The following is a 20794-nucleotide window of genomic DNA, read 5'->3' as shown; positions in this document are numbered from 1 at the left end:
GACCCGCGAGAATCGACAGTCAAATTCAACTGAAAGCTTACGTTTTTAGGGATATTTTGCGAAAACACACTCATCTTATCTTCTCGTAAGCTCTCTAGTTGTTCTTTCTTCTCCTGAATTCTGACTCCTGGCTCCTGACTCCTGCCCCATCGAGAGATTTTTGATTTTCGCGGGAAGTTGATTCCACTTTTTTCCCTGTGCGCGGGAAAAAGTTCCATGTCCCTAGGGACTGACATGACAGAGGGGAAAAAATTACCCTGAGAACTATAGAGAGTTCATTCTGTTCACCGTTCAGTTTCCAAGGGCTAAATCTATGTCTAGCAATCTCTTCACCCGCGCCGGATCGGCCCTACTCCTCACTCTTCTGATCGGATCGATGTCGGGAAATCTACCGGTTCTCGCTCGATCGAACTACGGCCGCTACAGCCAGAATCGGGTTATCGTTAGCCAGTCGGTCATCCCCACGGGAACCACCATTCCCGTCAGCTATCCCAAAGCCGACAAAATTTTACTTTCTAAAACCGATGTCGTGCCGCTCACTCTAATCGTTAACAGTAATATCCGCGATCGCGACGGGAGCGTGATTATTCCCGCGGGTAGCGAGGTCGTCGGAAAATTGGAACCGGTCGGCCGGGGGGTACAGTTTATCGCGGAAGAAGTCCGGATTAGCGGAAATCGCTCTTTCCCGATCGACGCGACCTCTAGAGTCGTCACCCGCACCGAAACGATCCGGAAGGGGGCGAATACCCAGGATATTCTGATGGGTACGGCGGCTGGAGCCGGCGCGGCCGCGCTTATCGCCGGGGTGACGGGCGATCGCCGGATCGAGGTTCTCGATGTCCTCGCGGGCGCGGCCGTGGGAACCCTTGCCGGTTGGGGCTTACCGACCGCTGGCGTACTCGGCGGTAGTTCGGCCCAACTGTATTCGGTTAACCCCGATCGAGATCTGAATTTAACGCTCCAGTCGGATCTCACGCTCGCTCGCAATAACGACCGCGGCAGTTCCGCCTATCGTTAGACCGTTTTTTCCCGGACTTAGCCAATTACCTCATCGTGCCGTAACCAGCGATGGTTATGGCTTTTCGTTCGCGCGTCCCGATCCGAGTTCGGGAATAAACCGCTTCGGAAACTCGATTTTTTGTGCCTCCTGCCTCCTGTCTCCTTCCTCCTGACTCCTGACTCCTGACTCCTGACTCCTATCGCGCTCTTAGGAACTCGCGCCCCGCGTGGTAGTCTATTTTCGAGATAGAAAAGAACGTCGGGAGAACGGCCGGTATGAGTAAGACGCGGGTGGGATTGTTATTCGGGGGTCGATCGGGGGAACACGAGGTATCGATTAACTCCGCTCGATCGATCCGACAGGGATTAACGAGCGGCGAGAATTCGGATAAATACGAGGTTATTCCCTTTTATATCGAGAAAAATGGTCTCTGGCACGCGGGAGACGTTCCCCGACAGGTACTCGAAACCGGCCGACCTCTACCCTCCGATACCGAAACTAAAGCGGATCTCTGGCGATTTCCCGCGGAATCGGCGGAAATCGACGTATGGTTCCCCGTTCTCCACGGCCCCAACGGGGAAGACGGAACCGTACAGGGATTATTAACCCTCGCGCGGGTTCCCTTCGTCGGGAGCGGGGTACTCGGTTCCGCGCTGGGAATGGATAAGATCGCCATGAAAATCGCCTTCGCGGGCGCGGGGTTGCCCCAGGTGAAATATAAGACGGTGACACGGGCGGAAATTTGGTCGAATGCCTGCGTTTTCCCGAAATTATGCGACGAGATCGAGAGCGAGATCGGCTATCCCTGTTTTATCAAACCCGCGAATCTCGGTTCCTCGGTGGGAATCAGTAAGGCGCGCACCCGCGGGGAGTTGGAATCCGCGTTAGATAGCGCGGCGAGTTTCGATCGCCGGATCATTGTCGAGGCGGGAGTGACCGCGAGGGAGATCGAGTGCGCAGTGTTGGGAAATGACGACCCCAAAGCTTCTGTTGTCGGCGAAATCACCTTTAACAGCGATTTTTACGACTACGAGACGAAATATACCGACGGTCGATCGGCGATGGTGATTCCCGCCGCCATTCCCGACGAGATCGCCGAAAAAGTTCGGGAAATGGCGGTACTCGCGTTCCGGGCCGTTGACGCGGCGGGACTCTCGCGGGTGGATTTCTTCTACGTCGAGAAAACGGGGGAGGTACTGATCAACGAGATCAATACCCTGCCCGGATTTACCGCGTTCAGTATGTACCCGCAACTGTGGAAAGCGACGGGTTTACCCTTTCCGGAATTGGTCGATCGCTTGATTCAACTGGCTTTAGAACGCTCCGGATCTTGAACGCGATTGTCGGGGGAACCGCGACTAGAGACGGACTGTTAACTGTCTTTGAATCGCGAAACGTAAGAGTCGATCGGGATTCCGGGCGCGGCGAATCATCGCGGGACGAAGATATTTTCCCGCGAATAATCGGGCGATTCCTTTGAGTCTCGCCCGGATGCGTTCTCGGAAAAACGCTAACGTTTCGTTCCGTTTTCCCCGCGTGTAGAGAGGTAGGAAAGCTAATTCTCCATACAGCACATCCGCTCGATGAACTTTGCTTAAATGATGACGGTAATGTTCTAGATTCGGTAGGCCGCCATGCTCTCCGTAATTACGAAAAGGAAGATAGCTTTTCAGTTTGTTCTCTCGTAAAATCCCCTCGATCGAGGAATCCCAAGTCGAGTAAATTTTCGGGCCGGGATTCTGTCGAATTCGCTCTTCTAATTGAAGTAAAATCCGCGCCGCGTTCGGCGTGATAATATAAGCGACCGCCGAGGTAGAAAATCCTGTCGCGAATCCCTGTAATGATACCGAATAAATTTGGGGGGCGCAGGTATATAACCAGGCGATTCCGGTATCGGCTCGATCGAGGTCAAACGGAAGGGGAAGTTGTCCGAAACCCTTGACGGGAACGAAATCCGCTTCCACGATCAGAACCGGTTTATCCTCTCGTATCACGCGTTTCCACGCCTCGCGATGGTTGAGCAAACATCGGTAGCTAGGCGAGTAATCCTTGTACTCTTCCGTGTGTTTTTGCCGGCTCACCTCGCAGGTAAATCCCTCGTTACTCAGGCAGGAAAATAGTTGCTCGGTCGGCTCTTGATAGGCGATAATTAAGATTAGGTCAATACTAGCGTTGAGGGAACGATCGAGCGCCCTTTCTCTAGTTAATACGAACATAAAATTTTCATCGGGTAAGTTTTTACATCGAAATAACGATCTTGAGGCGGGGTATCGTTCGGTGATCGGTATCGGCTGGAAGAGCGATCGGGTGAAGGGGGAAATCGCTCTTTCGATCGAGGTTGGGAAATCGAGTTTTTATAGCACTACGGCTTTAGGTCAAAACAGAGAAAAAGCGGTTACTTTCGCCCGGTAAACTTTTCGCTAAAAGTTGATAGCTTAGTGCTATAGCGGTTTCTCCCGTGAAGAGATCGACGGGAGCGGATACCCTCGAATTCCTTGTCCGATCGAGGTTGCCCGCGTGATTATAAACCGGAACCTACCCGATACCGATCGAACGATGATAGAAGGTTATTTAGCACTAGGGACGAGAAAACGGAACGGTTTTTCCCCGCATCATTCCCGAGGGGAGAACCGTTCGCTCGAAGAACGTTTCGGGAAAAACTTTACTAAATATTTCCTAGAGTTAACATCACTCTAGAGAATGATTCAGGCTATAAATAATCTGGGTGGCTAACTGTCCCGATAGGCTAGAGGGAGGCCGATCGAACGATAATTTCTGCCGGTCTAATTTCACCCCCAAACCGGTCATCGCATCCTCTCCCGTGGAGATCAAGAACTCTAGCCGTTGAATTTCCGGCCAGGCGGCGATTTTATCGAGAATTTCGGCGATCGATTTCCACCGGGGATTGTCCGGATCGCGATACCAATCGGCCGCTACCACCCCGGCTTGATCCGATCCCAGATGGACGATCAACGGGGCGTTATTAAAGAGAGAATTGGCCACCGGGCGCGCTTCTTCTTGGAGCGATAATTGATAGAAACGGCTTAATTGACGTAATCTTTCTAGTTTCTCGTATCTTTCGGTCGGTGGCGGCGGGTATTGACTCCAATCGAGGGCGATCGTCACCAGATAGGTTTGTAACAGTAAATGGCCTAACTTCTCCGCTTTCGTGGCCAGATAATTGGAATTGTAATCGTTGGCCTCGATCAATAGGGGAACCCGATCGACCACTTCCAACCCGTACCCCTTTAATCCCGATATCTTGCGGGGATTGTTGGTGATCAGCCGGATCTCTCGCACCCCCAGATCGTTCAACATCTGCGCTCCCATGCCGTAATCGCGCAGATCGGCGGGAAATCCGAGGCGTTCGTTCGCTTCCACCGTATCCAAGCCCATATCCTGCAAAGAATAGGCTTTTAGTTTATTAATCAAGCCGATCCCGCGTCCCTCTTGACGCAGGTAAACCACCACCCCGGCCCCGTCATTCTCGATCATCTTCAAAGCGGCCTGTAACTGCATCCGACAGTCACAGCGTAGGGAACCGAGCGCGTCCCCGGTGAGACATTCCGAGTGCATCCGTACCATGACCGGGCGATCGGCGAAAGTCGCGGGATCTCCCTTAACGATGGCGATATGTTCGGAGCGATCGAGTAAATTCCGGTACGCGTACAGCTGGAAAGTGCCGAACTGACTGGGAAAATCGCACACCGTCTCCCGGTGGACGAATCGATCGTGCCGGAGACGATAGGCGATCAGATCGGCGATCGTGATTAACTTTAACCCGTGTTCGCGGGCGTACTCGAATAACTGCGGCAGACGGGCCATCGAACCGTCCGGATTCTGGATCTCGCAGATCACCCCCGCGGGGTAGAGTCCGGCTAATCGCGCCAGATCGACCGCGGCCTCCGTGTGACCGGCCCGTTTTAACACCCCTCCCTCTTTCGCTCTCAGCGGGAAAATATGGCCCGGACGGGTGAGATCGTCGGGACGGGTGGCGGGATTAATGGCGATCTGAATCGTTCGCGCGCGATCGTCGGCGGAAATGCCCGTTTTCACGCCGAGATGGGGAGCGGCATCGATGCTCACGGTAAAAGCGGTCTGATTACTATCGGTGTTTTTCGTCACCATCAACGGCAGATCGAGCGCGTCGAGACGATCCCCGGTCATCGCCAGACAGATCAGTCCCCGCGCCTGTACCGCCATGAAGTTAATCATATCGGGAGTGGCGAATTGAGCGGCACAGATCAGATCGCCCTCGTTCTCCCGGTTTTCATCATCGACGACGACGATCGCCCGGCCCGCCTTGATCTCGGCCAGGGCGCTATCGATGGAATCAAATTCGATCGGGGGGAGAGAGGTAGCGGTCACGGTTTACGGCAACGAGGGAACTATCTCTATCTTACAGGTGGTATCGATCGCGAATCCCGGCCGTATCGATCGAGATTTTTTCCGAGGTTGTCGAGATAATCCGGACGAGCTTTACTAAGGATGTCTCCTGACTCCTAACTCCTAACTCCTGTCTCCTAACTCCTGTCTCCTGTCTCCTGACTCCTGACTCCTGACTCCTGTCTCCTGACTCCTGACTCCTGACTCCTGACTCCTGACTCCTAACTCCTGACTCCTGACTCCCTAACCACACGACAATTCTTGAATCCAGCGAGAGATCTTTCTAACCGATCGATTCCTCTAGTTGATGTTGTTGCCAGAGCGTTTGATAGAGTCCGGGCCGATCGATCAGTTCCTCGTGAGTGCCGATCTGCACGATCCGGCCGCGCTCCATGACGAGAATGCGATCGGCGGTCGCGGCGGCCGAGAGTTGATGGGAGATAAAAATCAGCGTTTTTCCTCCCCCTTTGGATAGATTTTCGAGAATTCCCGTCGCCGTTTGATTATCGACACTGGAGAGCGCGTCGTCGAGGATCAGGATCGGCGCGTCGATCGCCAGCGCGCGCGCGAGGGAAGTTCGCTGTCTCTGCCCCCCCGAAAGCGTGATCCCCCGCTCCCCGACTAAAGTATCGTATTGTTGGGGGAAATTGAGAATCTCTTCGTGAATACGGGCGGTTTTCGCCGCTTTTTCCACGAAAGGGAAAGGGAGTACGGGATCGCCGTAGCGGATATTCTCGGCGATCGAGGTGCTGAAGAGAAAACTTTCCTGGGGGACGTAAGCGATCGCCCGACGTAAATCGCCGAGATCGATATTCGCGATATCCCGATCGTCGATCGATAACTGTCCGGCCGACACGTCCAGAAGTCTCGGTAAAGCGTTCGCGAGGGTGGATTTACCGCAACCGATCGGCCCTACAACGGCCACCATTTCCCCCGGTTCGATGGTAAAGGATACCCCCTCTAACGCGGGCCGCGACGTGTCGGGATAGGTAAAGGTCAAACCGGTGGCGGTAATTTTTCCCCGAACCTCCTCGACGGGAAAGGGAGGAGTATCCGGCGCGTCTTTCACCTTCGGTTCGGTTTGTAGAATCGCCTCGACTCGATCGATACTCACTTCCCCCCGTTGGTACGCGGTGATCGTGAAACCCAGTAAAGCCGTCGGGAAGACCAATCGTTCCGCGAGAATTAATAGCGCGATAAAATCGCCGATCGTGATGTTATTCGCCAGAATCTGACGGGTTCCGAGACCGAGTAACGCCAGCAAACTCACGTAGGCCAACGCTTCCACGAGGGGAAAGAGAAAATTCCGCGTCTGTACCAGATCCAGATTCGCTTGAAATAGGTTTTGATTTCTCTCGTGGAAAGCGGCGCGCTCGTTTTCCTCCTGCGCGTAAATTTTAATCAGGGAAATCCCACTCATATCCTCCTGCACCAGATCGCTGAGGTCGGAAAGGCGCGCCTGTACCGCCTGCTGTTGACTCTGTAAACGGCCGCTAAATAACTGTACCGCGATCAACATGAACGGGTATACCGAGACCGCGGCGATCGACAGGGGAATATCGATCGCCAGCATCGCGGGTAACGTTAACGCGTAGGCGAAAAACGTATTCACCAAACTCAGCAAAGCGAAGCCGACCAGACGACGCACGCTATCCACGTCACTGGTCGCCCGGTTGATCAGGTCGCCCGATGTCCGGGTCGAGAAATAAGCCGGTTCGAGGGTGAGGAGATGCTCGAAAATTTTCTGCTTCAGGTCGAATTCCACCTGACGGCCCACCCCGAACAACCAGATCCGCGAGGCCATGCGGATCGCCCACATAACCGAGGCTAGGATGAGGATTAACCAAACATAGTACAGCGCTCGATCGAACTCGAACGATTTCCCCAGATCGTCGATACTATCGCGGATCAGCAGAGGGATATACACCCCCAACAGGTTAACGATCAACAGGGAGAACACCCCCAGCGTCACCACTTTCCAATGCGGACGCAAGTAGTTTCCCAGCTTCGAGAGACGAGAATAGGCCATAGGAGTCAGGAGTCAGGAGTCAGGAGGCAGGGGGCAGGAGGCAGAAGGCAGGAGGCAGAAGGCAGGAGGCAAGAGGCAGGGATAGCCGATCACTAAACTTACTATATCTTTTCTATCTCCCCATCTCCCCATCTCTTCCCCGGTCTTCTTGTCAGAGAGTGACCCCGTGGGTTATAGTCATGTTAAGACTCGATAAAAGCATTTTTTAAAAGAATCGTGGTTTTTGGAAAGCCGAGAAAATTTCCGTTGTCACACCCACACGAAACTTTTCAGGGATGAGGCGAATCGAAACCCCATTCCCCACCGTCTCGGTACTTAAATCGAGCGGGATCGGGTAGAAAATGCTATCTATCGAGAAGAACTCAGGGATGATTTTCCAAGTCTCGCGAGATAACCGCGCTTTTCTTCGTGTTCGTGAAAAGCCAGCGATCGCCTCTGGGATCGAGCCGCGGCAACCCAGACCCCGCGAGCGCGTCCGGGAGGATCAACCTAAATTAAAGATGAGAGTTTCCGATCGGAACTCATCTTTTGCCGATGCCTTAAAAGCTTCTTGACCGTACCGACAGAATTTTTTGACGTAGCCTTTTCAGCGTGGATATCAAGCTAACGGGCCGTCACCTTTGCCAAAGAAAGAATCGAGGAAATTGAATGCCAAAGCAAATAATTATAGCGGAACAGCACCATATAGCGGCTGTTTTTTGGGAAGATCAGATACAGGAATTAGTGGTGGCCACGGGCAACCAACAGGTCGGGGACACCTATTTAGGATTGGTCGAAAATGTCATACCTGGGATAGATGCGGCTTTCGTGAATATCGGGGATGCCGAACGGAACGGGTTTATTCACGTCACCGATCTGGGCCCGTTGAAACTGAAAAAAACCGCCGGCGCGATCACCGAACTGCTCGCCCCGCAACAGAAAGTTCTCGTGCAGGTGATGAAAGAACCCACGGGCAACAAGGGGCCGCGACTGACGGGAAATATCACCCTCCCGGGCCGGTATCTCGTCCTCATGCCCTACGGCCGGGGGGTGAACCTATCGCGGCGTATCCGGAGCGAGGACGAGCGATCGAGATTACGCGCGCTCGCGATCCTGATCAAACCCGCGGGAATGGGTTTACTGGTGCGTACCGAGGCGGAAGGAAAGGCGGAAGAGGCGATTATCGAGGATCTCGAATCGCTTCAAAAACAATGGGAGAACATCCAACAAACCGCCCTGAGTACCCGCGCGCCCGCCCTGCTCAACCGGGACGATGATTTTATTCAACGGGTTCTGCGGGATATGTACAACGCCGATGTCAACCGCATCGTCGTCGATTCCCCCAACGCCGTCAAACGAGTTAAACAGCAATTGACCAACTGGAGCGGCGGGAAAGCCCCGGAAGGCGTGTACATCGATTTTCATCGGGAACCCCAGCCGATTCTCGATTATTTCCGCGTTAACGCCGCCGTTCGGGAAGCGCTGAAACCGCGGGTCGATCTACCGTCCGGGGGATACATTATTATCGAACCGACCGAGGCGTTAACGGTGATCGACGTGAACTCCGGCTCGTTCACCCGATCGGCCACGGCGCGGGAAACGGTACTATGGACCAATAGCGAGGCCGCGACCGAGATCGCCCGACAATTGCGCCTACGCAATATCGGCGGCGTGATCGTGGTGGACTTTATCGATATGGACTCCCGCCGCGATCAGTTAAAACTGCTGGAACTGTTTAATAAAGCCCTGAAAACCGATAAAGCCCGACCCCAGATCGCCCAACTCTCGGAATTGGGGTTAGTGGAGTTAACCCGCAAACGGCAGGGCAAAAACATTTACGAACTGTTCGGCAAACCCTGTCCGAGTTGTGGCGGATTGGGACATCTGGCGCATCTACCCGGCGAGGGAGGGGCGATCGCCCTGGAAACCGCGACCGTTTCCCGTGGCGAGCGCGAGAGCTTCGTTTCCAGTCCCCCGCGGGTTCTGCCCGATAAAGCGCCCCCGCCGGAACCGTATCAAGACGTTTTCCCGGAATTCGATACCGAAGAGGGCGATCGATCCCTCGATCTCGATTTCCATCCCAACTATCAAGAACAGGGGGGCAACTCTCGCCGTCGCCGTCGCCGTCGTCCTTCCGAGTTGTTGTTAAAAGAAGATCGGCAGGAAAGAGCGGCCGCGAACGGAACCTCGATCGAGCCGGACGCGGAATCGGAAACACCGACTCGGTTCGAGGAAAGACGGGAACGCCCCTCGCGGCCGTCGAGACGGGGAGAAGAAGCCCCCGCTCCGAAAGTTATCGACCGCGAGCGCGAGCGCGAACGCGTATCGGTAGAGATGACTCCCACCGAACAGGAAGTGTATTCCCTGATGGGTATCTCGCCCCTGGTTCTCGTGGATAAGGAAATTAAAGACCCGAAAGCCGTGGTCGTTTCCGTCAAGCTACCGGGAGAGGAGGACAGCGAGGAAACCACCCCTCCCCCGATCGAGAACGCGGAAGCGTCCGTCACTCCCGAACCCGCGACCGAGGAATCGGAAACCGGCCGTCCGGTGGTGCGTCGCCGTCGCCGGATCTCCCTCCCGGAAAATGCCCCTCCCGTGGTCGAAGAAATAACGGTTCAACCGACGGCGGAACCCGAAACCGTTCCCCCGGTGGCGGAAACGATCGAGACCAACGAAACGGGCGAGGAGCCGGAAGAGGAAAACGTCGTCCGTCGTCGTCGCCGTCGTTCTTCCGCGTCTTCGAGTTAATGGTGGAGACCGCGCCCCTGATCGCCGGGGTCGATGAAGTCGGGCGGGGGGCTTTATTCGGCCCGGTGGTGGCGGCGGTCGTCGTCGTCCGTCGATCGGATTTCCCCCGCCTGATCGAGTTGGGGGTGAGGGATAGTAAACGCTTAACCCCCCGACGACGGGAGAAATTGAGCGATCGAATCCGCGAGATCGCCGTCGAGGTACGGGTTGGTTACGCCACGGTCGCGGAGATCGATCGCTTGAATATTTTTCACGCCTCCCTATTGGCGATGCGCCGGGCGGTGACTAAGTTATCCTGCACCCCGTCGCTGTGTTTAATTGACGGTATGCACACTTTGGTGGATCTGTCAATAGTACAGGAGGCGATGGTCAAAGGGGACGAGCGATCGCCGGCGATCGCGGCGGCCAGTATCGTGGCCAAGGTTTGGCGCGACGATCTGATCACCCGTTGGGCGAAACGCTACCCGGATCACGCGCTCGATCTCCATAAAGGTTACGGAACCGCGCGACACCTACAGGCGATCCGGGAATTCGGCATCACTTCCCAACACCGGCGATCGTTTAGCCCCTGTCGCGTCATCGACGGGGACGTTCGCTAGAATCGGGAGTGTAGTCGAACCCTCCCGAAACGCCATGAACCAAGCCCCTATCTTTCACCTCGCCATCCCGATCGCCGATGTCCCGACGGCGAAAACCTATTATTGTGACGGATTAGGTTGCGTGGCGGGACGGGAAACCGAAAAAGCGTTGATTTTGAATTTTTACGGGCATCAAGTGGTCGCCCACGTTACCGAGGTTCCCCTCACCCCCCAAAAAGGCATCTATCCCCGTCATTTCGGCCTGATTTTCCCCGTGGAAGCCGATTGGGATCGGTTAGAGGCGAAAGTCCGGCAAAACGGGCTAGGGTTTTATGTAGAACCGAAAAAGCGATTTCCGGGGGAAGTGACCGAACATAAAACCTTTTTTCTCGAAGATCCGTTCTATAATCTTCTAGAATTCAAGTATTATCGACATTTTGAAGCGGTCTTCGGCAGTCGCGAGATGACAGCTATCGGCGATCGGGCGTAAAATTGGGGAACCAGGAACCGATTTTCCCATCAAGGCTAAAAGCCTCGAACACTACCCCTCCTCGACCCGCTACCGCTATGAAAAGAATTTTATGGTTGAGTCTATTTATCCTCGGGCTAGGATTCGCGCTGTTTAACTTCACGGGACTCGCGAACCGCGGCGAGTACGATTCCCTGCTGATCGATTTCAAGGACGATATCCCGACAGCCGTACTCGACGAACAGTTAAACGCGATCAACCAAAAAACGGGAAAGATTACCAGTCTGAACAGTATTTTCTCGATCGACGAACATCTCTACACCGTCACGGGAGATAAACAACTCCTGAGAGCTTTGCAGAATTCCCCGCTGAGAAACTATATCGAGTCGATCGAACCCAACTACGTCTATAAAGCCTTCGAGACCGCTAACGATCCCGACTATAGCAAACAGTGGAACCTCCGCGGCATTAATATCGAGAAAGCCTGGGACGAAAATCACGGGGAGGGAATCACCGTCGCCGTGATCGATACCGGTGTTTCGAGAGTTCCCGATCTGCGCGACACCGAATTCGTCGAGGGATACGATTTCGTTAACGACAAAAACGACGCGTCCGACGATAACGGTCACGGAACCCACGTAGCGGGGACGATCGCCCAATCGACCAATAATAACTACGGCGTGGCCGGCATCGCCTACAAAGCCAAAATCATGCCCCTGAAGGTACTTTCTAGCGGGGGTGGGGGAACCGTGGGCGACATCGCCGAGGCGATCCGTTTCGCGGCCGACCATCAAGCGGACGTGATCAATATGAGTCTCGGTGGCGGGGGCGAAACGCGGGTCATGAAAGAGGCGATCGAGTACGCGTATTCTAAAGGCGCGGTCGTCATCGCGGCGGCCGGGAACTCGGGGGATAATTCCGCCTCCTATCCGGCGCGCTATCCTCACGTTATCGGGGTTTCCGCCCTCGATCCGTCGGGAAATAAAGCCCCCTACTCCAATTTCGGCGCGGGAGTCGATATTTCCGCCCCCGGTGGTTCGGAAGAGGGGAAAATCCTTCAGGAAACGATCGATCCCGCCAATGGAGATGTACCCGTTTTCCTCGGTCTGCAAGGGACTAGCATGGCCGCCCCCCACGTCGCCGGAGTAGCGGCGTTGATTAAAGCGGCGGGAGTGAAAGAACCGGAAGCCGTGCGGAACGTATTACAACAATCGTCCCGAAAAATGAGCGAAGATCCCTTCAATCACTTCGGCGCGGGTCAACTGGACGCGGGCAACGCGGTACAACTGGCTTTACACGGACAGATCACCTTCCGCGATTTCTTCCGTTGGTTGCGCGATAACGGCTATCTCAATCCCCGTTTCTGGATCGATGGCGGCGCGGTGGCGATTTTACCGAAACTGGCGATGGTTTTGGGTTCCTATCTCCTCGCTTGGTTCCTGCGGGTGTATTTCCCCTTCCAGTGGAACGGATTTTTCAACGCGGGCTTAATTTTCGGTAGTTCCGGCTTGTTTTTCCTCCGCGGGCTGTATATCTTCGATCTGCCCCAGTGGCCGCTTCGGGTAATGGGTAGTTCCCTCCCGGATCTCGGAAGCGTCGTTCAGGGAAGTTCGGCGCTGAACCCTCTTTTCGCCAGCGTTCTCGTTCCTTTCGGTCTGATCGCCCTCCTTTTAGGACATAAACGCTGGAAATGGTTCACGATCGGACTCACGCTCGGTGTTACCGCCTGTCTCGGGGTTAGCGCGGCGATCGATCCCGCGGTGATGTGGATCGGGGACGGTTCGATCGCCCGGACGTTTCTCGGCGTTAACGCGCTATTATGTCTCGGTTTAGGTTATATAGCCCTGAAAACCGCCATATTGCCTAAAAAGGCTTAAGAAGATTAAATACAGAGACTAGAGGAAAAGCAAAGGCTTTTCCTCTGGAGTGGAAGGGATGCTCTGTAGTGATTATGACGGGGTTATTACGGCAACGGTTAACCGAAACTCTCCGAGAATGGGCGGAAATCATCCCGCGCGACGCTCGCTTACCTCTCGATCTCGAAGTCAAAACCGACCCGGATAGCGAGGATCGATAATTCCGGGGGGATTCTCGGCCACTCTACCCCGTATCCGAGAGGTTCGATCGAACCTTTGCCGCCGAATTACGGGCGATCGCCGGTGAAAACGTCAACGGTAGGGCGGGCGTTCGTACCGGGGGCTGTCTCCGCCCACAAATCGGGTGAAAAAACGCTCTCGATCGCGGTATCTCCGGGGATATCGCCACCGGTAGCGAGGGCAATAAATTACAACTAACGATCGGCTATTCCTTCGGATTTTAGCGAGCTTTCCGCTTTCCGAACGCGAGGGGTCGGGGAACGACGATCGTTGATGGACGGAGGGCTGACGGCTATTCCCTCATCGATCGCGCGATCTCTAAACTACCGCCGCGTCCGAATCGGGTAAAACCTGTTCACTGCTGGGCAGTTCCAGACAGTAACCCGCGCCGTAGACCGTTTTAATATAGCGGGGGTGACGGGGATCGGGTTCGAGTTTCGTTCTCAGGTGACGGATATGCACGCGGATCGTCTCGATATCGTCATCCGGATCGTAACCCCAGACTTCTTTGAGGATATCGCTGGGGGAAACCGTCTGCCCGTGACGTTGAAGGAGACAATGCAGTAACTCGAATTCGAGGTGGGTTAATTTGACCGTTTTCTCGAACCAGATCGCCTCGAAACGTTCGGGAACGAGGGTGAGCGGGCCGTAATTGAGGATTTCGGAATGTTTCGCCGCCTGCGGGATGCGATCGGTTCTTCTGAGTAGCGCGCGCACGCGGGCTAACATTTCCTCCACCTCGAAGGGTTTGGTGAGATAGTCATCCGCGCCGGCATTGAAGCCTTCTACTTTATCCTGGGTTTGTCCCAGGGCCGTCAACATCAGGATCGGGATGTCCGCCGTGCGATCGTCGCGCCGGAGACGTTGACAGACGGTAAAACCGTCCACTTTGGGCAACATTAAATCCAGCATGATCAGATCGGGTTGCAGTTGGACGGCGAGGGCCTGACCTTTAATCCCGTCCTCCGCCTGATTCACGTCATAACCCGCCATCTCCAAGTTGATGGAGACTAATTCCGAGATTGCAGGATCGTCATCGATTACGAGTATTCGGGGCATCACCAGAGCGTTACAACTAAAAGGTTCGAGTCAAGATTCAGAAAACGGACACGCGCGGAAAGCGCCTACGGAGATCGGAAAAGTAAGAATCCTGTCCTGATTATAAGCATGATTACTAAATTCGGTTTCAATTCGTTGAATTTTGCCTCCGCTTACCGCCCTCGTGTTACGTTTTTTTAAAAAATATTACCGCCATCGTTCGTGGAACGGTATTCGCGCTACATTATAACGTCTCTTCCGAAAAGATCAACCCCGTCCGTCTCTTTATCAATCTTTACAAAATGACCGCCCCCGCCGATCGGGTGCCGCCCGGTTCGATCGCCCAGGCCCCTCGCGGTTTCGAGACCTCTCGCGCCCGTCGAATCCGTAAAAAATCTTAATAAAATTTCTCATCAAATCGGTTTACTCTACCCAAATAGGCGGTTTTCGTAATTATTCTGTAACGAACCATACCGGTCCACTCATCCAAGCGGGGAATCGTAACATGAGCGTCAATCTAGCAACTCTACTGCGGGAAGGCACGAAAAAATCGCACACGATGGCAGAAAATGTCGGATTTGTCAAGTGTTTTCTCAAAGGTGTAGTCGAGAAAAATTCCTATCGTAAACTCGTGGCCAATCTATACTTCGTCTATTCGGCGATGGAAGAGGAACTGGAAAAACTCCGCGAGCATCCGGTGGTCTCGAAAATCTGTTTTCCCGAACTGAATCGGAAAAACGCCCTGGAACAAGACCTCTACTTCTATTACGGTCCCAACTGGCGCCAGGAGATCTCGCTATCGCCCGCCGGAAAAGCCTACGTCGATCGCGTCCACGAGGTCGCCGCTACCGAACCGGAACTCCTCGTCGCCCATTCCTACACGCGTTATCTAGGCGACCTATCGGGGGGACAGATCCTCAAGAAAATCGCCGTGAAAGCGATGGGTTTAGAGTCCGGCGGGACCGCGTTCTACGATTTCAAAGATATTCCCGACGAGAAAGCCTATAAAAACCACTACCGTCAAACTCTCAACGAGTTACCGGTCGATGAAGCGACCGCGGAACGGATCGTCGCCGAAGCCAACGCCGCTTTCGGGATGAATATGAGAATGTTCCAGGAACTGGAGGGCAATCTGATCAAGGCGATCGGCATCATGCTGTTCAACTCGCTCACCCGTCGCCGCTCCACCGGCAGTACCGAACTCGCGACCGCCGAGTAAATCCGATTTCTAACGTTTTCAGCGGACAATTCTAAAATTCGGGTAATGGTTAGCCATGATTATTATCTGGATTTCGGGATTGTCCGTTATATTTTCGGGGGAATCGGGAGGTAGGAGGGAAGAGAGCGGGGGGCGAGGAGTGGGGAGCGGGGAGTAGGGAGTAGAAAAGTAGTGTTTTCTCGTCCTTTTTCGTGAGACGTGAGAGAAAAAGTTTCGAGTTTTTTTGGATACAGATTTCGTGAGAGAAAAAGTTTCTAGAGTTTTCGGATACCGATCGACAGGATAACGCTTTCCCCATCCCCCATCTACCTCACCTCGGTTGTCTCCCGATTTTCTCTCCGGGTAGTTCGATCGGGTATTAGTAGACCTCCGGCAAACGTGAGGCGCGACAGTCAAATTCAACTAAAAAATTACGATTTTAAGAATATATAGCGAAAAATACACTTTTCGTGTTTTTTCCGAACTCTTAAATTCTCCTTTCTCCTCCTGACTCCTGTCCCGACGAGAGATTTTTGATTTTCGCGAGAGGTCTAGTATCGAGGGAAACTGTCAATGCAGATCCGGGACGATTTTCCCGCGAAAATCGGCAAACATTCGCGGTGAATTGTCGCGCCGGGAAAAAGATCAACTATACTGTTAGACTTAAACAGGCCGCGGCGGGAATTCTCCCGCTCCCGTTATAATTTATCGCGACCGATCGACCCTCTGAGAATATGCTTTCCGATCCCGAACCGATAACTTCCCTTCCCTCCCCCGCCCCGATCGGGAACTCCCCCGCCGATGTCAAACCGATATTGGCACTGAAAGAGTTAGTGGCCAGTTTGTACCGCGAGCAGAACAAAGTCCAAAATCTGTTAAGCTCTCTCGGTTTCGCCCTCCGCAGTTTCAATAACTTAAACCAGTTTCTCGATCTCACCCCCCTGATGGCGGCGCGGGTGGCCGACGCGGAAGGGGGAGCGTTGATCTTGAGTAAACCGAACGGGCAGGCCTCGCTCGAACAACTGCACTGTCAGGACAATCAGATCGGTTCGGAACTGCGTTTATCTCTAGAAGCGATCGTTCGTCGATCGAATCGGGAATTAATCGAGGCCGGAAACGATCGGGAAGCCACGGGGATCTCGTTTTTGGATTCTCTCGATTACCAGATTCGCAAGACATTAGGAACGGGAACGCGGGTGTACAGTACGCCGATACTCGTCAAGAATAGCGAGCGAGGAAGACTATATGTTTTCAGTCGCGATCCCGATTACAGTTGGACACCGACGCGACGGAAACTACTCCAGCTAGTCGCCGATCAAACCGCGGTCGCGATGGCCAACAACGAGTTAACCATCGAACTGCGATCGAAAGAACGTCAGGATCGCGAACTGGAAATCGCCTCGGAAATTCAAGCCCGTTTACTGCCGCGCCAATGCCCGAAAATTCTCGGCGTGGAACTGGCCGCCCACTGTAAAACCGCCAATCGCGTCGGCGGCGACTACTACGATTTTATTCCCAGTAATTACGATCGCCTGACCCCCGATCGCGAAGATCCCGACGAGGCCAGTGCCGTTCCCTGGAGTATCGTTATCGGCGATGTCATGGGCAAGGGAGTTCCGGCGGGATTACTGATGACCATGACCCGCGGGATGTTACGGGCGGAAGTGTTGAACCGTCATTCCCCCTCGCAGATCCTCACCCATCTCAACCGCGTCATGTACGCCGATCTGGAAAATTCCCATCGTTTCGTGACCTTATTTTATTCCGAGTACGATCCCCGTACCCGTGTCCTGTCCTACAGTAACGCCGCCCATTACCCCCCCTTACTCTGGCACGCCGCGACGGGGGAAATCGATCGCCTCGATACCGAGGGGATGCTCGTGGGTTTGGAAGCGGAATCGACCTATGAAGACGGGAGCGTTCGCCTAGAACCCGGCGACACCCTCATCTACTACACGGACGGTTTCACCGACGCGGTGAACTCTCTCGGCGAGCGCTTCGACGAGAAAAACTGGCTGGCCGCGGTGCGCGAGGCTTGCGAGCGGCGGGAAACCCCGGAGAGAATCTTGCGATATCTGTTCGATACGGTGGAAAAATTCACCGGTTCGGACAACGATAGTGGCGATGATATGACTTTGGTGGTTATGCGGGTACAATCTAGCTAGAAAACGATATACAGTTCAGGAGTTCGATCGTGCTTGATACTATCCATCACCTCGTGGCCGGCGTTGACCTTTCCCCGCTCACCGATTCCCTGATGACCATTACCGATAAGGACGTGGATATTATCGGCAGTTTTCAGAAATGGTTCTCTAATTTCATCAAATCCGGACAGGTATGGGCTTTAATCGTCGGTATCGTGGCGGGCTATCTGTTTAAAGGCATGACGAGCTATTGAGTTAGCGTCGCTCGGGCCGCGAAAAACCGCTATCATGGATAAGTTCGCACCCCCCCGACCGACCGGAATTCTCGCGGAATTCGATATTTTCCGTCATGGTTCGGTAACAGAAGCCAGCGATCAAGAGCTATAAAGAAAAATCCGGGCTGAAACATTTTACGACCCCGTAAAATACTGGTTTATCTGCATAGATCCTTGATTGTCGCGGGTTAAGACGATCCGATCCCGATCCCGCGAGAGGTCTACGAACGCTAACCGGGATTCTCGGGCGCGGGTCCCCTCGAACCACCACGCTACCGGACTAGGACAGTGACAGACAAGAAAACTTGGAGCGATCGCTTTGAAGGCAGTCTCCATCCCGCTATCGCGCGCTTTAACGCCAGTATCGGCTTCGATATCGAACTGATCGAACACGATCTCACCGGCTCGATCGCTCACGCCCGAATGCTGGCTTACACGGGTATTCTGACCCGAGAGGAGGCCGATCGCCTGGTGGAAGGATTAGAACAGATCCGCCAGGAATATCGCGCCGGACAGTTCAACCCCGGCATCGACCAGGAAGACGTGCATTTCGCGGTCGAGCACCGTTTAACGGAATTAGTGGGAGACGCGGGCAAAAAACTCCACACCGCCCGCTCCCGCAACGATCAGGTCGGTACGGATGTCCGTCTGTACCTACGCGAGCAGATCGATAATATTCGCCAAGAGATCCGCGATTTCCAGCGCGTTCTCGTCGATCTCGCGGAAAATAACGTGGAAACCCTCATCCCCGGTTATACCCATCTCCAGCGCGCCCAACCGGTCAGTTTAGCCCACCATCTCCTCGCCTATTTCCAGATGGCCGAACGCGATTACCAGCGTCTCGGCGAGATCCGCGCGCGGGTGAATATTTCCCCCCTCGGGTGCGGGGCGCTCGCGGGAACGACGTTTCCCATCGATCGCCATTACAGCGCCAATCTCCTCGGTTTCGAGAGAGTGTATAACAACAGCCTCGACGGGGTGAGCGATCGGGATTTCGCCATCGAGTTCCTGGCGGCGGCCAGTCTGATCATGGTACATCTCAGCCGTCTGGCGGAGGAAATCATTCTCTGGGCCTCGCAGGAATTTAGCTTCGTCAGTCTGACCGACAGTTGCGCCACCGGGTCGAGTATCATGCCCCAGAAAAAGAATCCCGACGTTCCCGAACTGGTACGCGGGAAAACCGGGCGCGTTTTCGGACATCTTCAGGCGCTACTCACCCTGATGAAAGGCTTACCCCTCGCCTACAACAAGGATTTACAAGAGGATAAAGAAGCCCTCTTCGACGCGGTGAATACCGTTCGCGTTTCTCTGGAGGCGATGACGATTCTTCTCGCGGAAGGGATGCAATTCCGTACCGAACGGTTAGCGGCGGCGGTATCGGAAGACTTTTCTAACGCCACCGATGTCGCGGATTATCTAGCGGCGAAAGGAGTTCCTTTCCGGGAAGCGTATAATTTAGTGGGGAAAGTGGTCAAAACCAGTCTGGCGGCGGGTAAATTATTAAAAGACCTGACCCTGGAAGAATGGCGATCGCTACATCCCGCGTTCGAGGAGGATATCTACGAGGCTATCACCCCCCGTCAGGTGGTCGCCGCCCGCAACAGTTACGGGGGTACGGGTTTCGAGCAGGTTCGATCGGCGTTAGCGTCGGCGAAGACTATCTTACAAACGGATTAACCGCGAACCGCGAGGGTTTTTATGGGTGGTCGTGTCTGGCAATATATCAAAACCGTGATGGGGGTGATCTTCCGTCATCCGATCGCGGGGGTAACGATCATCCCGATTCTCCCCGACGGTCGGATCGTGTTGGTACGACGGCGGGATACGGGACAATGGGGACTTCCGGGCGGGTTGATCGATTGGGGCGAGGATATTCCCAACACCGCCAAACGCGAGTTAACCGAGGAGACGGGCTTAACTTTGTTACGAATCCGGCGTTTGGTGGGGGTGTATTCCTCGTTCGATCGAGATCCGCGGATTCACTCGATCTCGGTCTCGATCGAGGCCGAGGCCGACGGGAGTTTCGGTATCCTGGACACCCTGGAAATTAGCGAGGTTCGGGCTTTCTCGATCGATTCCCTACCCCTGGGCGATTTCAGCCACGATCACGAGCGTCAGTTACAGGATTACCTGCGGGGTGTCACGGTGATAGCTTGATCCCGATTTTTCCGAAATTAGGCGAGATTCGCCGGTAATGGGAAAAGGGGAAAGGGAAAAGGTCGTCCGATCGGGTTTTTTCCCTATACTCCCGTCTGTAAAACCCGCGCCGCGGTTAACGAAACTCCCGACGGTAAAAAGGCCGAGACGATTTCCGTGTCTCCGGTGAAAACCGATTCCTCGTATAGTCCCTCTACTAAACTCAGTATCGTGATTTTCCCCTCGATCGGATCGACGATCCAATACTCGCCGATTCCCCGGGCCTGATATTGCGATCGCTTGTACCGATAATCCCGATTGACATTTTCCCGTCCGGGGGAAACCACCTCTACCACCAATTCCGGCGGCGGCATCTCCATCGTCACGGTCGATCGACCCGCGCTGGCCAGAATTGACGCTAATTCCTCCGATAACACCATCAAATCCGGCACGCGCACCGTCGGACGGGTTCCACTAACTACAATTTCCGTCCCGATTCTCAAGCGATAAGCGGGAATTCCTACCTGTGAAAAATAAATGATTAAAAAAGATGCAATACGAAGATTAAGGTCATTTTCTGGCGGCATAGCTCGTAATTCCCCCTCTTCTAACTCGTAACGGGTATCCGTTCCATCGTCAAAATCCCAAAAATCTTCTAGAGACAGAAACCGAGACGCGACTACCATATCGAACCTCCCGCGAGAGAATGAGAGAACTT

19 protein-coding genes are annotated in these 20794 nt (G+C 54.2%); 13 read left to right on the top strand and 6 right to left on the bottom strand.

Features of this window, described 5'->3' with window-relative positions:
- The first annotated feature begins 313 nt into the window (after window positions 1–313).
- The gene (locus V0288_RS08065) at window positions 314–1018 is read left to right on the top strand and encodes a hypothetical protein (RefSeq protein ID WP_332864563.1); all 705 of its coding nucleotides are present in this window, start codon (window positions 314–316) and stop codon (window positions 1016–1018) included.
- A gap of 257 nt (window positions 1019–1275) precedes the next feature.
- On the top strand, window positions 1276–2334 hold the full coding sequence (locus tag V0288_RS08060; protein WP_332864562.1) for a D-alanine--D-alanine ligase family protein: 1059 nt from the start codon (window positions 1276–1278) through the stop codon (window positions 2332–2334).
- A 24-nt stretch (window positions 2335–2358) separates the two neighbouring features.
- Here V0288_RS08060 and V0288_RS08055 read toward each other — a convergent pair whose 3' ends face one another.
- The 4 genes from V0288_RS08055 to V0288_RS08040 all read right to left on the bottom strand — a co-directional run bounded on the left by V0288_RS08055 (window position 2359) and on the right by V0288_RS08040 (window position 7415).
- The gene (locus V0288_RS08055) at window positions 2359–3216 is read right to left on the bottom strand and encodes a hypothetical protein (RefSeq protein ID WP_332864561.1); all 858 of its coding nucleotides are present in this window, start codon (window positions 3214–3216) and stop codon (window positions 2359–2361) included.
- Between the two features lie 472 nt (window positions 3217–3688).
- A complete protein-coding gene (gene ribBA, locus V0288_RS08050; RefSeq protein ID WP_332864560.1) occupies window positions 3689–5368 on the bottom strand; it encodes a bifunctional 3,4-dihydroxy-2-butanone-4-phosphate synthase/GTP cyclohydrolase II in 1680 nt (559 codons plus the stop codon).
- A gap of 31 nt (window positions 5369–5399) precedes the next feature.
- Window positions 5400–5639, bottom strand: coding sequence for a hypothetical protein (locus tag V0288_RS08045; protein ID WP_332864559.1), 240 nt, complete (start codon window positions 5637–5639; stop codon window positions 5400–5402).
- A 30-nt stretch (window positions 5640–5669) separates the two neighbouring features.
- Entirely contained in the window at window positions 5670–7415 is a 1746-nt protein-coding gene (locus tag V0288_RS08040; protein ID WP_332864558.1) for an ABC transporter ATP-binding protein, read from the bottom strand.
- Between V0288_RS08040 and V0288_RS08035 the strand changes: the two genes are divergently transcribed.
- The 6 genes from V0288_RS08035 to V0288_RS08010 all read left to right on the top strand — a co-directional run bounded on the left by V0288_RS08035 (window position 7368) and on the right by V0288_RS08010 (window position 13266).
- A complete protein-coding gene (locus V0288_RS08035) occupies window positions 7368–7511 on the top strand; it encodes a hypothetical protein (RefSeq protein ID WP_332864557.1) in 144 nt (47 codons plus the stop codon). The two genes, V0288_RS08040 and V0288_RS08035, sit on opposite strands and share 48 nt — an antisense overlap.
- A gap of 552 nt (window positions 7512–8063) precedes the next feature.
- Entirely contained in the window at window positions 8064–10142 is a 2079-nt protein-coding gene (gene rne / locus V0288_RS08030) for a ribonuclease E (RefSeq protein WP_332864556.1), read from the top strand.
- 2 nt (window positions 10143–10144) lie between these two features.
- Complete coding sequence (locus V0288_RS08025; RefSeq protein WP_422661933.1) at window positions 10145–10741, top strand: ribonuclease HII; 597 nt, start codon at window positions 10145–10147, stop codon at window positions 10739–10741.
- Between the two features lie 34 nt (window positions 10742–10775).
- Window positions 10776–11210, top strand: a complete 435-nt coding sequence (locus V0288_RS08020) for a VOC family protein (RefSeq protein ID WP_332864555.1) — start codon at window positions 10776–10778, stop codon at window positions 11208–11210.
- A gap of 77 nt (window positions 11211–11287) precedes the next feature.
- Entirely contained in the window at window positions 11288–13066 is a 1779-nt protein-coding gene (locus tag V0288_RS08015) for a S8 family peptidase (protein WP_332864554.1), read from the top strand.
- 74 nt (window positions 13067–13140) lie between these two features.
- Window positions 13141–13266: a hypothetical protein gene (locus V0288_RS08010; RefSeq protein WP_332864553.1), complete on the top strand. Its 126-nt coding sequence runs from the start codon at window positions 13141–13143 to the stop codon at window positions 13264–13266.
- Window positions 13267–13603: 337 nt separating this feature from the next.
- On the opposite strand, the gene V0288_RS08005 is transcribed toward V0288_RS08010, so the two are convergent.
- Window positions 13604–14344, bottom strand: a complete 741-nt coding sequence (locus V0288_RS08005; protein WP_332864552.1) for a response regulator transcription factor — start codon at window positions 14342–14344, stop codon at window positions 13604–13606.
- A gap of 484 nt (window positions 14345–14828) precedes the next feature.
- On the opposite strand from V0288_RS08005, the gene V0288_RS08000 reads away from it, so the two are divergent.
- From V0288_RS08000 to V0288_RS07980, 5 genes are all read left to right on the top strand, one after another.
- Window positions 14829–15542, top strand: coding sequence for a biliverdin-producing heme oxygenase (locus V0288_RS08000; protein WP_332864551.1), 714 nt, complete (start codon window positions 14829–14831; stop codon window positions 15540–15542).
- 713 nt (window positions 15543–16255) lie between these two features.
- Window positions 16256–17686: a PP2C family protein-serine/threonine phosphatase gene (locus V0288_RS07995; protein WP_332864550.1), complete on the top strand. Its 1431-nt coding sequence runs from the start codon at window positions 16256–16258 to the stop codon at window positions 17684–17686.
- Between the two features lie 29 nt (window positions 17687–17715).
- Window positions 17716–17919 carry a hypothetical protein gene (locus V0288_RS07990; protein ID WP_332864549.1) on the top strand — a complete coding sequence of 68 codons (204 nt, stop codon included), beginning with the start codon at window positions 17716–17718 and terminating at the stop codon, window positions 17917–17919.
- A gap of 309 nt (window positions 17920–18228) precedes the next feature.
- Entirely contained in the window at window positions 18229–19617 is a 1389-nt protein-coding gene (gene argH / locus V0288_RS07985) for an argininosuccinate lyase (RefSeq protein WP_332864548.1), read from the top strand.
- Between the two features lie 21 nt (window positions 19618–19638).
- A complete protein-coding gene (locus tag V0288_RS07980; protein WP_332864547.1) occupies window positions 19639–20097 on the top strand; it encodes an NUDIX hydrolase in 459 nt (152 codons plus the stop codon).
- Between the two features lie 83 nt (window positions 20098–20180).
- Here the strand turns inward: V0288_RS07980 and V0288_RS07975 are convergent, their stop codons facing one another.
- Entirely contained in the window at window positions 20181–20762 is a 582-nt protein-coding gene (locus tag V0288_RS07975) for a Uma2 family endonuclease (protein ID WP_332864546.1), read from the bottom strand.
- Window positions 20763–20794 lie beyond the last annotated feature (32 nt).

It is taken from the genome of Pannus brasiliensis CCIBt3594 (genome assembly GCF_036688125.1).
GTDB lineage: Bacteria > Cyanobacteriota > Cyanobacteriia > Cyanobacteriales > Microcystaceae > Pannus > Pannus brasiliensis.
This window is presented reverse-complemented; position numbering and strand designations above follow the sequence as displayed.

Excerpts from the sequence above, each read along its gene's own strand:
- V0288_RS08065 (WP_332864563.1), top strand. The coding sequence starts at position 314 with ATGTCTAGCAATCTCTTCACCCGCGCCGGATCGGCCCTACTCCTCACT.
- V0288_RS08060 (WP_332864562.1), top strand. The coding sequence starts at position 1,276 with ATGAGTAAGACGCGGGTGGGATTGTTATTCGGGGGTCGATCGGGGGAA.
- V0288_RS08055 (WP_332864561.1), bottom strand. The coding sequence starts at position 3,216 with ATGTTCGTATTAACTAGAGAAAGGGCGCTCGATCGTTCCCTCAACGCT.
- V0288_RS08035 (WP_332864557.1), top strand. The coding sequence starts at position 7,368 with ATGCGGACGCAAGTAGTTTCCCAGCTTCGAGAGACGAGAATAGGCCAT.
- V0288_RS08040 (WP_332864558.1), bottom strand. The coding sequence starts at position 7,415 with ATGGCCTATTCTCGTCTCTCGAAGCTGGGAAACTACTTGCGTCCGCAT.
- rne (WP_332864556.1), top strand. The coding sequence starts at position 8,064 with ATGCCAAAGCAAATAATTATAGCGGAACAGCACCATATAGCGGCTGTT.
- V0288_RS08020 (WP_332864555.1), top strand. The coding sequence starts at position 10,776 with ATGAACCAAGCCCCTATCTTTCACCTCGCCATCCCGATCGCCGATGTC.
- V0288_RS08015 (WP_332864554.1), top strand. The coding sequence starts at position 11,288 with ATGAAAAGAATTTTATGGTTGAGTCTATTTATCCTCGGGCTAGGATTC.
- V0288_RS08010 (WP_332864553.1), top strand. The coding sequence starts at position 13,141 with ATGACGGGGTTATTACGGCAACGGTTAACCGAAACTCTCCGAGAATGG.
- V0288_RS08005 (WP_332864552.1), bottom strand. The coding sequence starts at position 14,344 with ATGCCCCGAATACTCGTAATCGATGACGATCCTGCAATCTCGGAATTA.
- V0288_RS08000 (WP_332864551.1), top strand. The coding sequence starts at position 14,829 with ATGAGCGTCAATCTAGCAACTCTACTGCGGGAAGGCACGAAAAAATCG.
- V0288_RS07995 (WP_332864550.1), top strand. The coding sequence starts at position 16,256 with ATGCTTTCCGATCCCGAACCGATAACTTCCCTTCCCTCCCCCGCCCCG.
- V0288_RS07980 (WP_332864547.1), top strand. The coding sequence starts at position 19,639 with ATGGGTGGTCGTGTCTGGCAATATATCAAAACCGTGATGGGGGTGATC.
- V0288_RS07975 (WP_332864546.1), bottom strand. The coding sequence starts at position 20,762 with ATGGTAGTCGCGTCTCGGTTTCTGTCTCTAGAAGATTTTTGGGATTTT.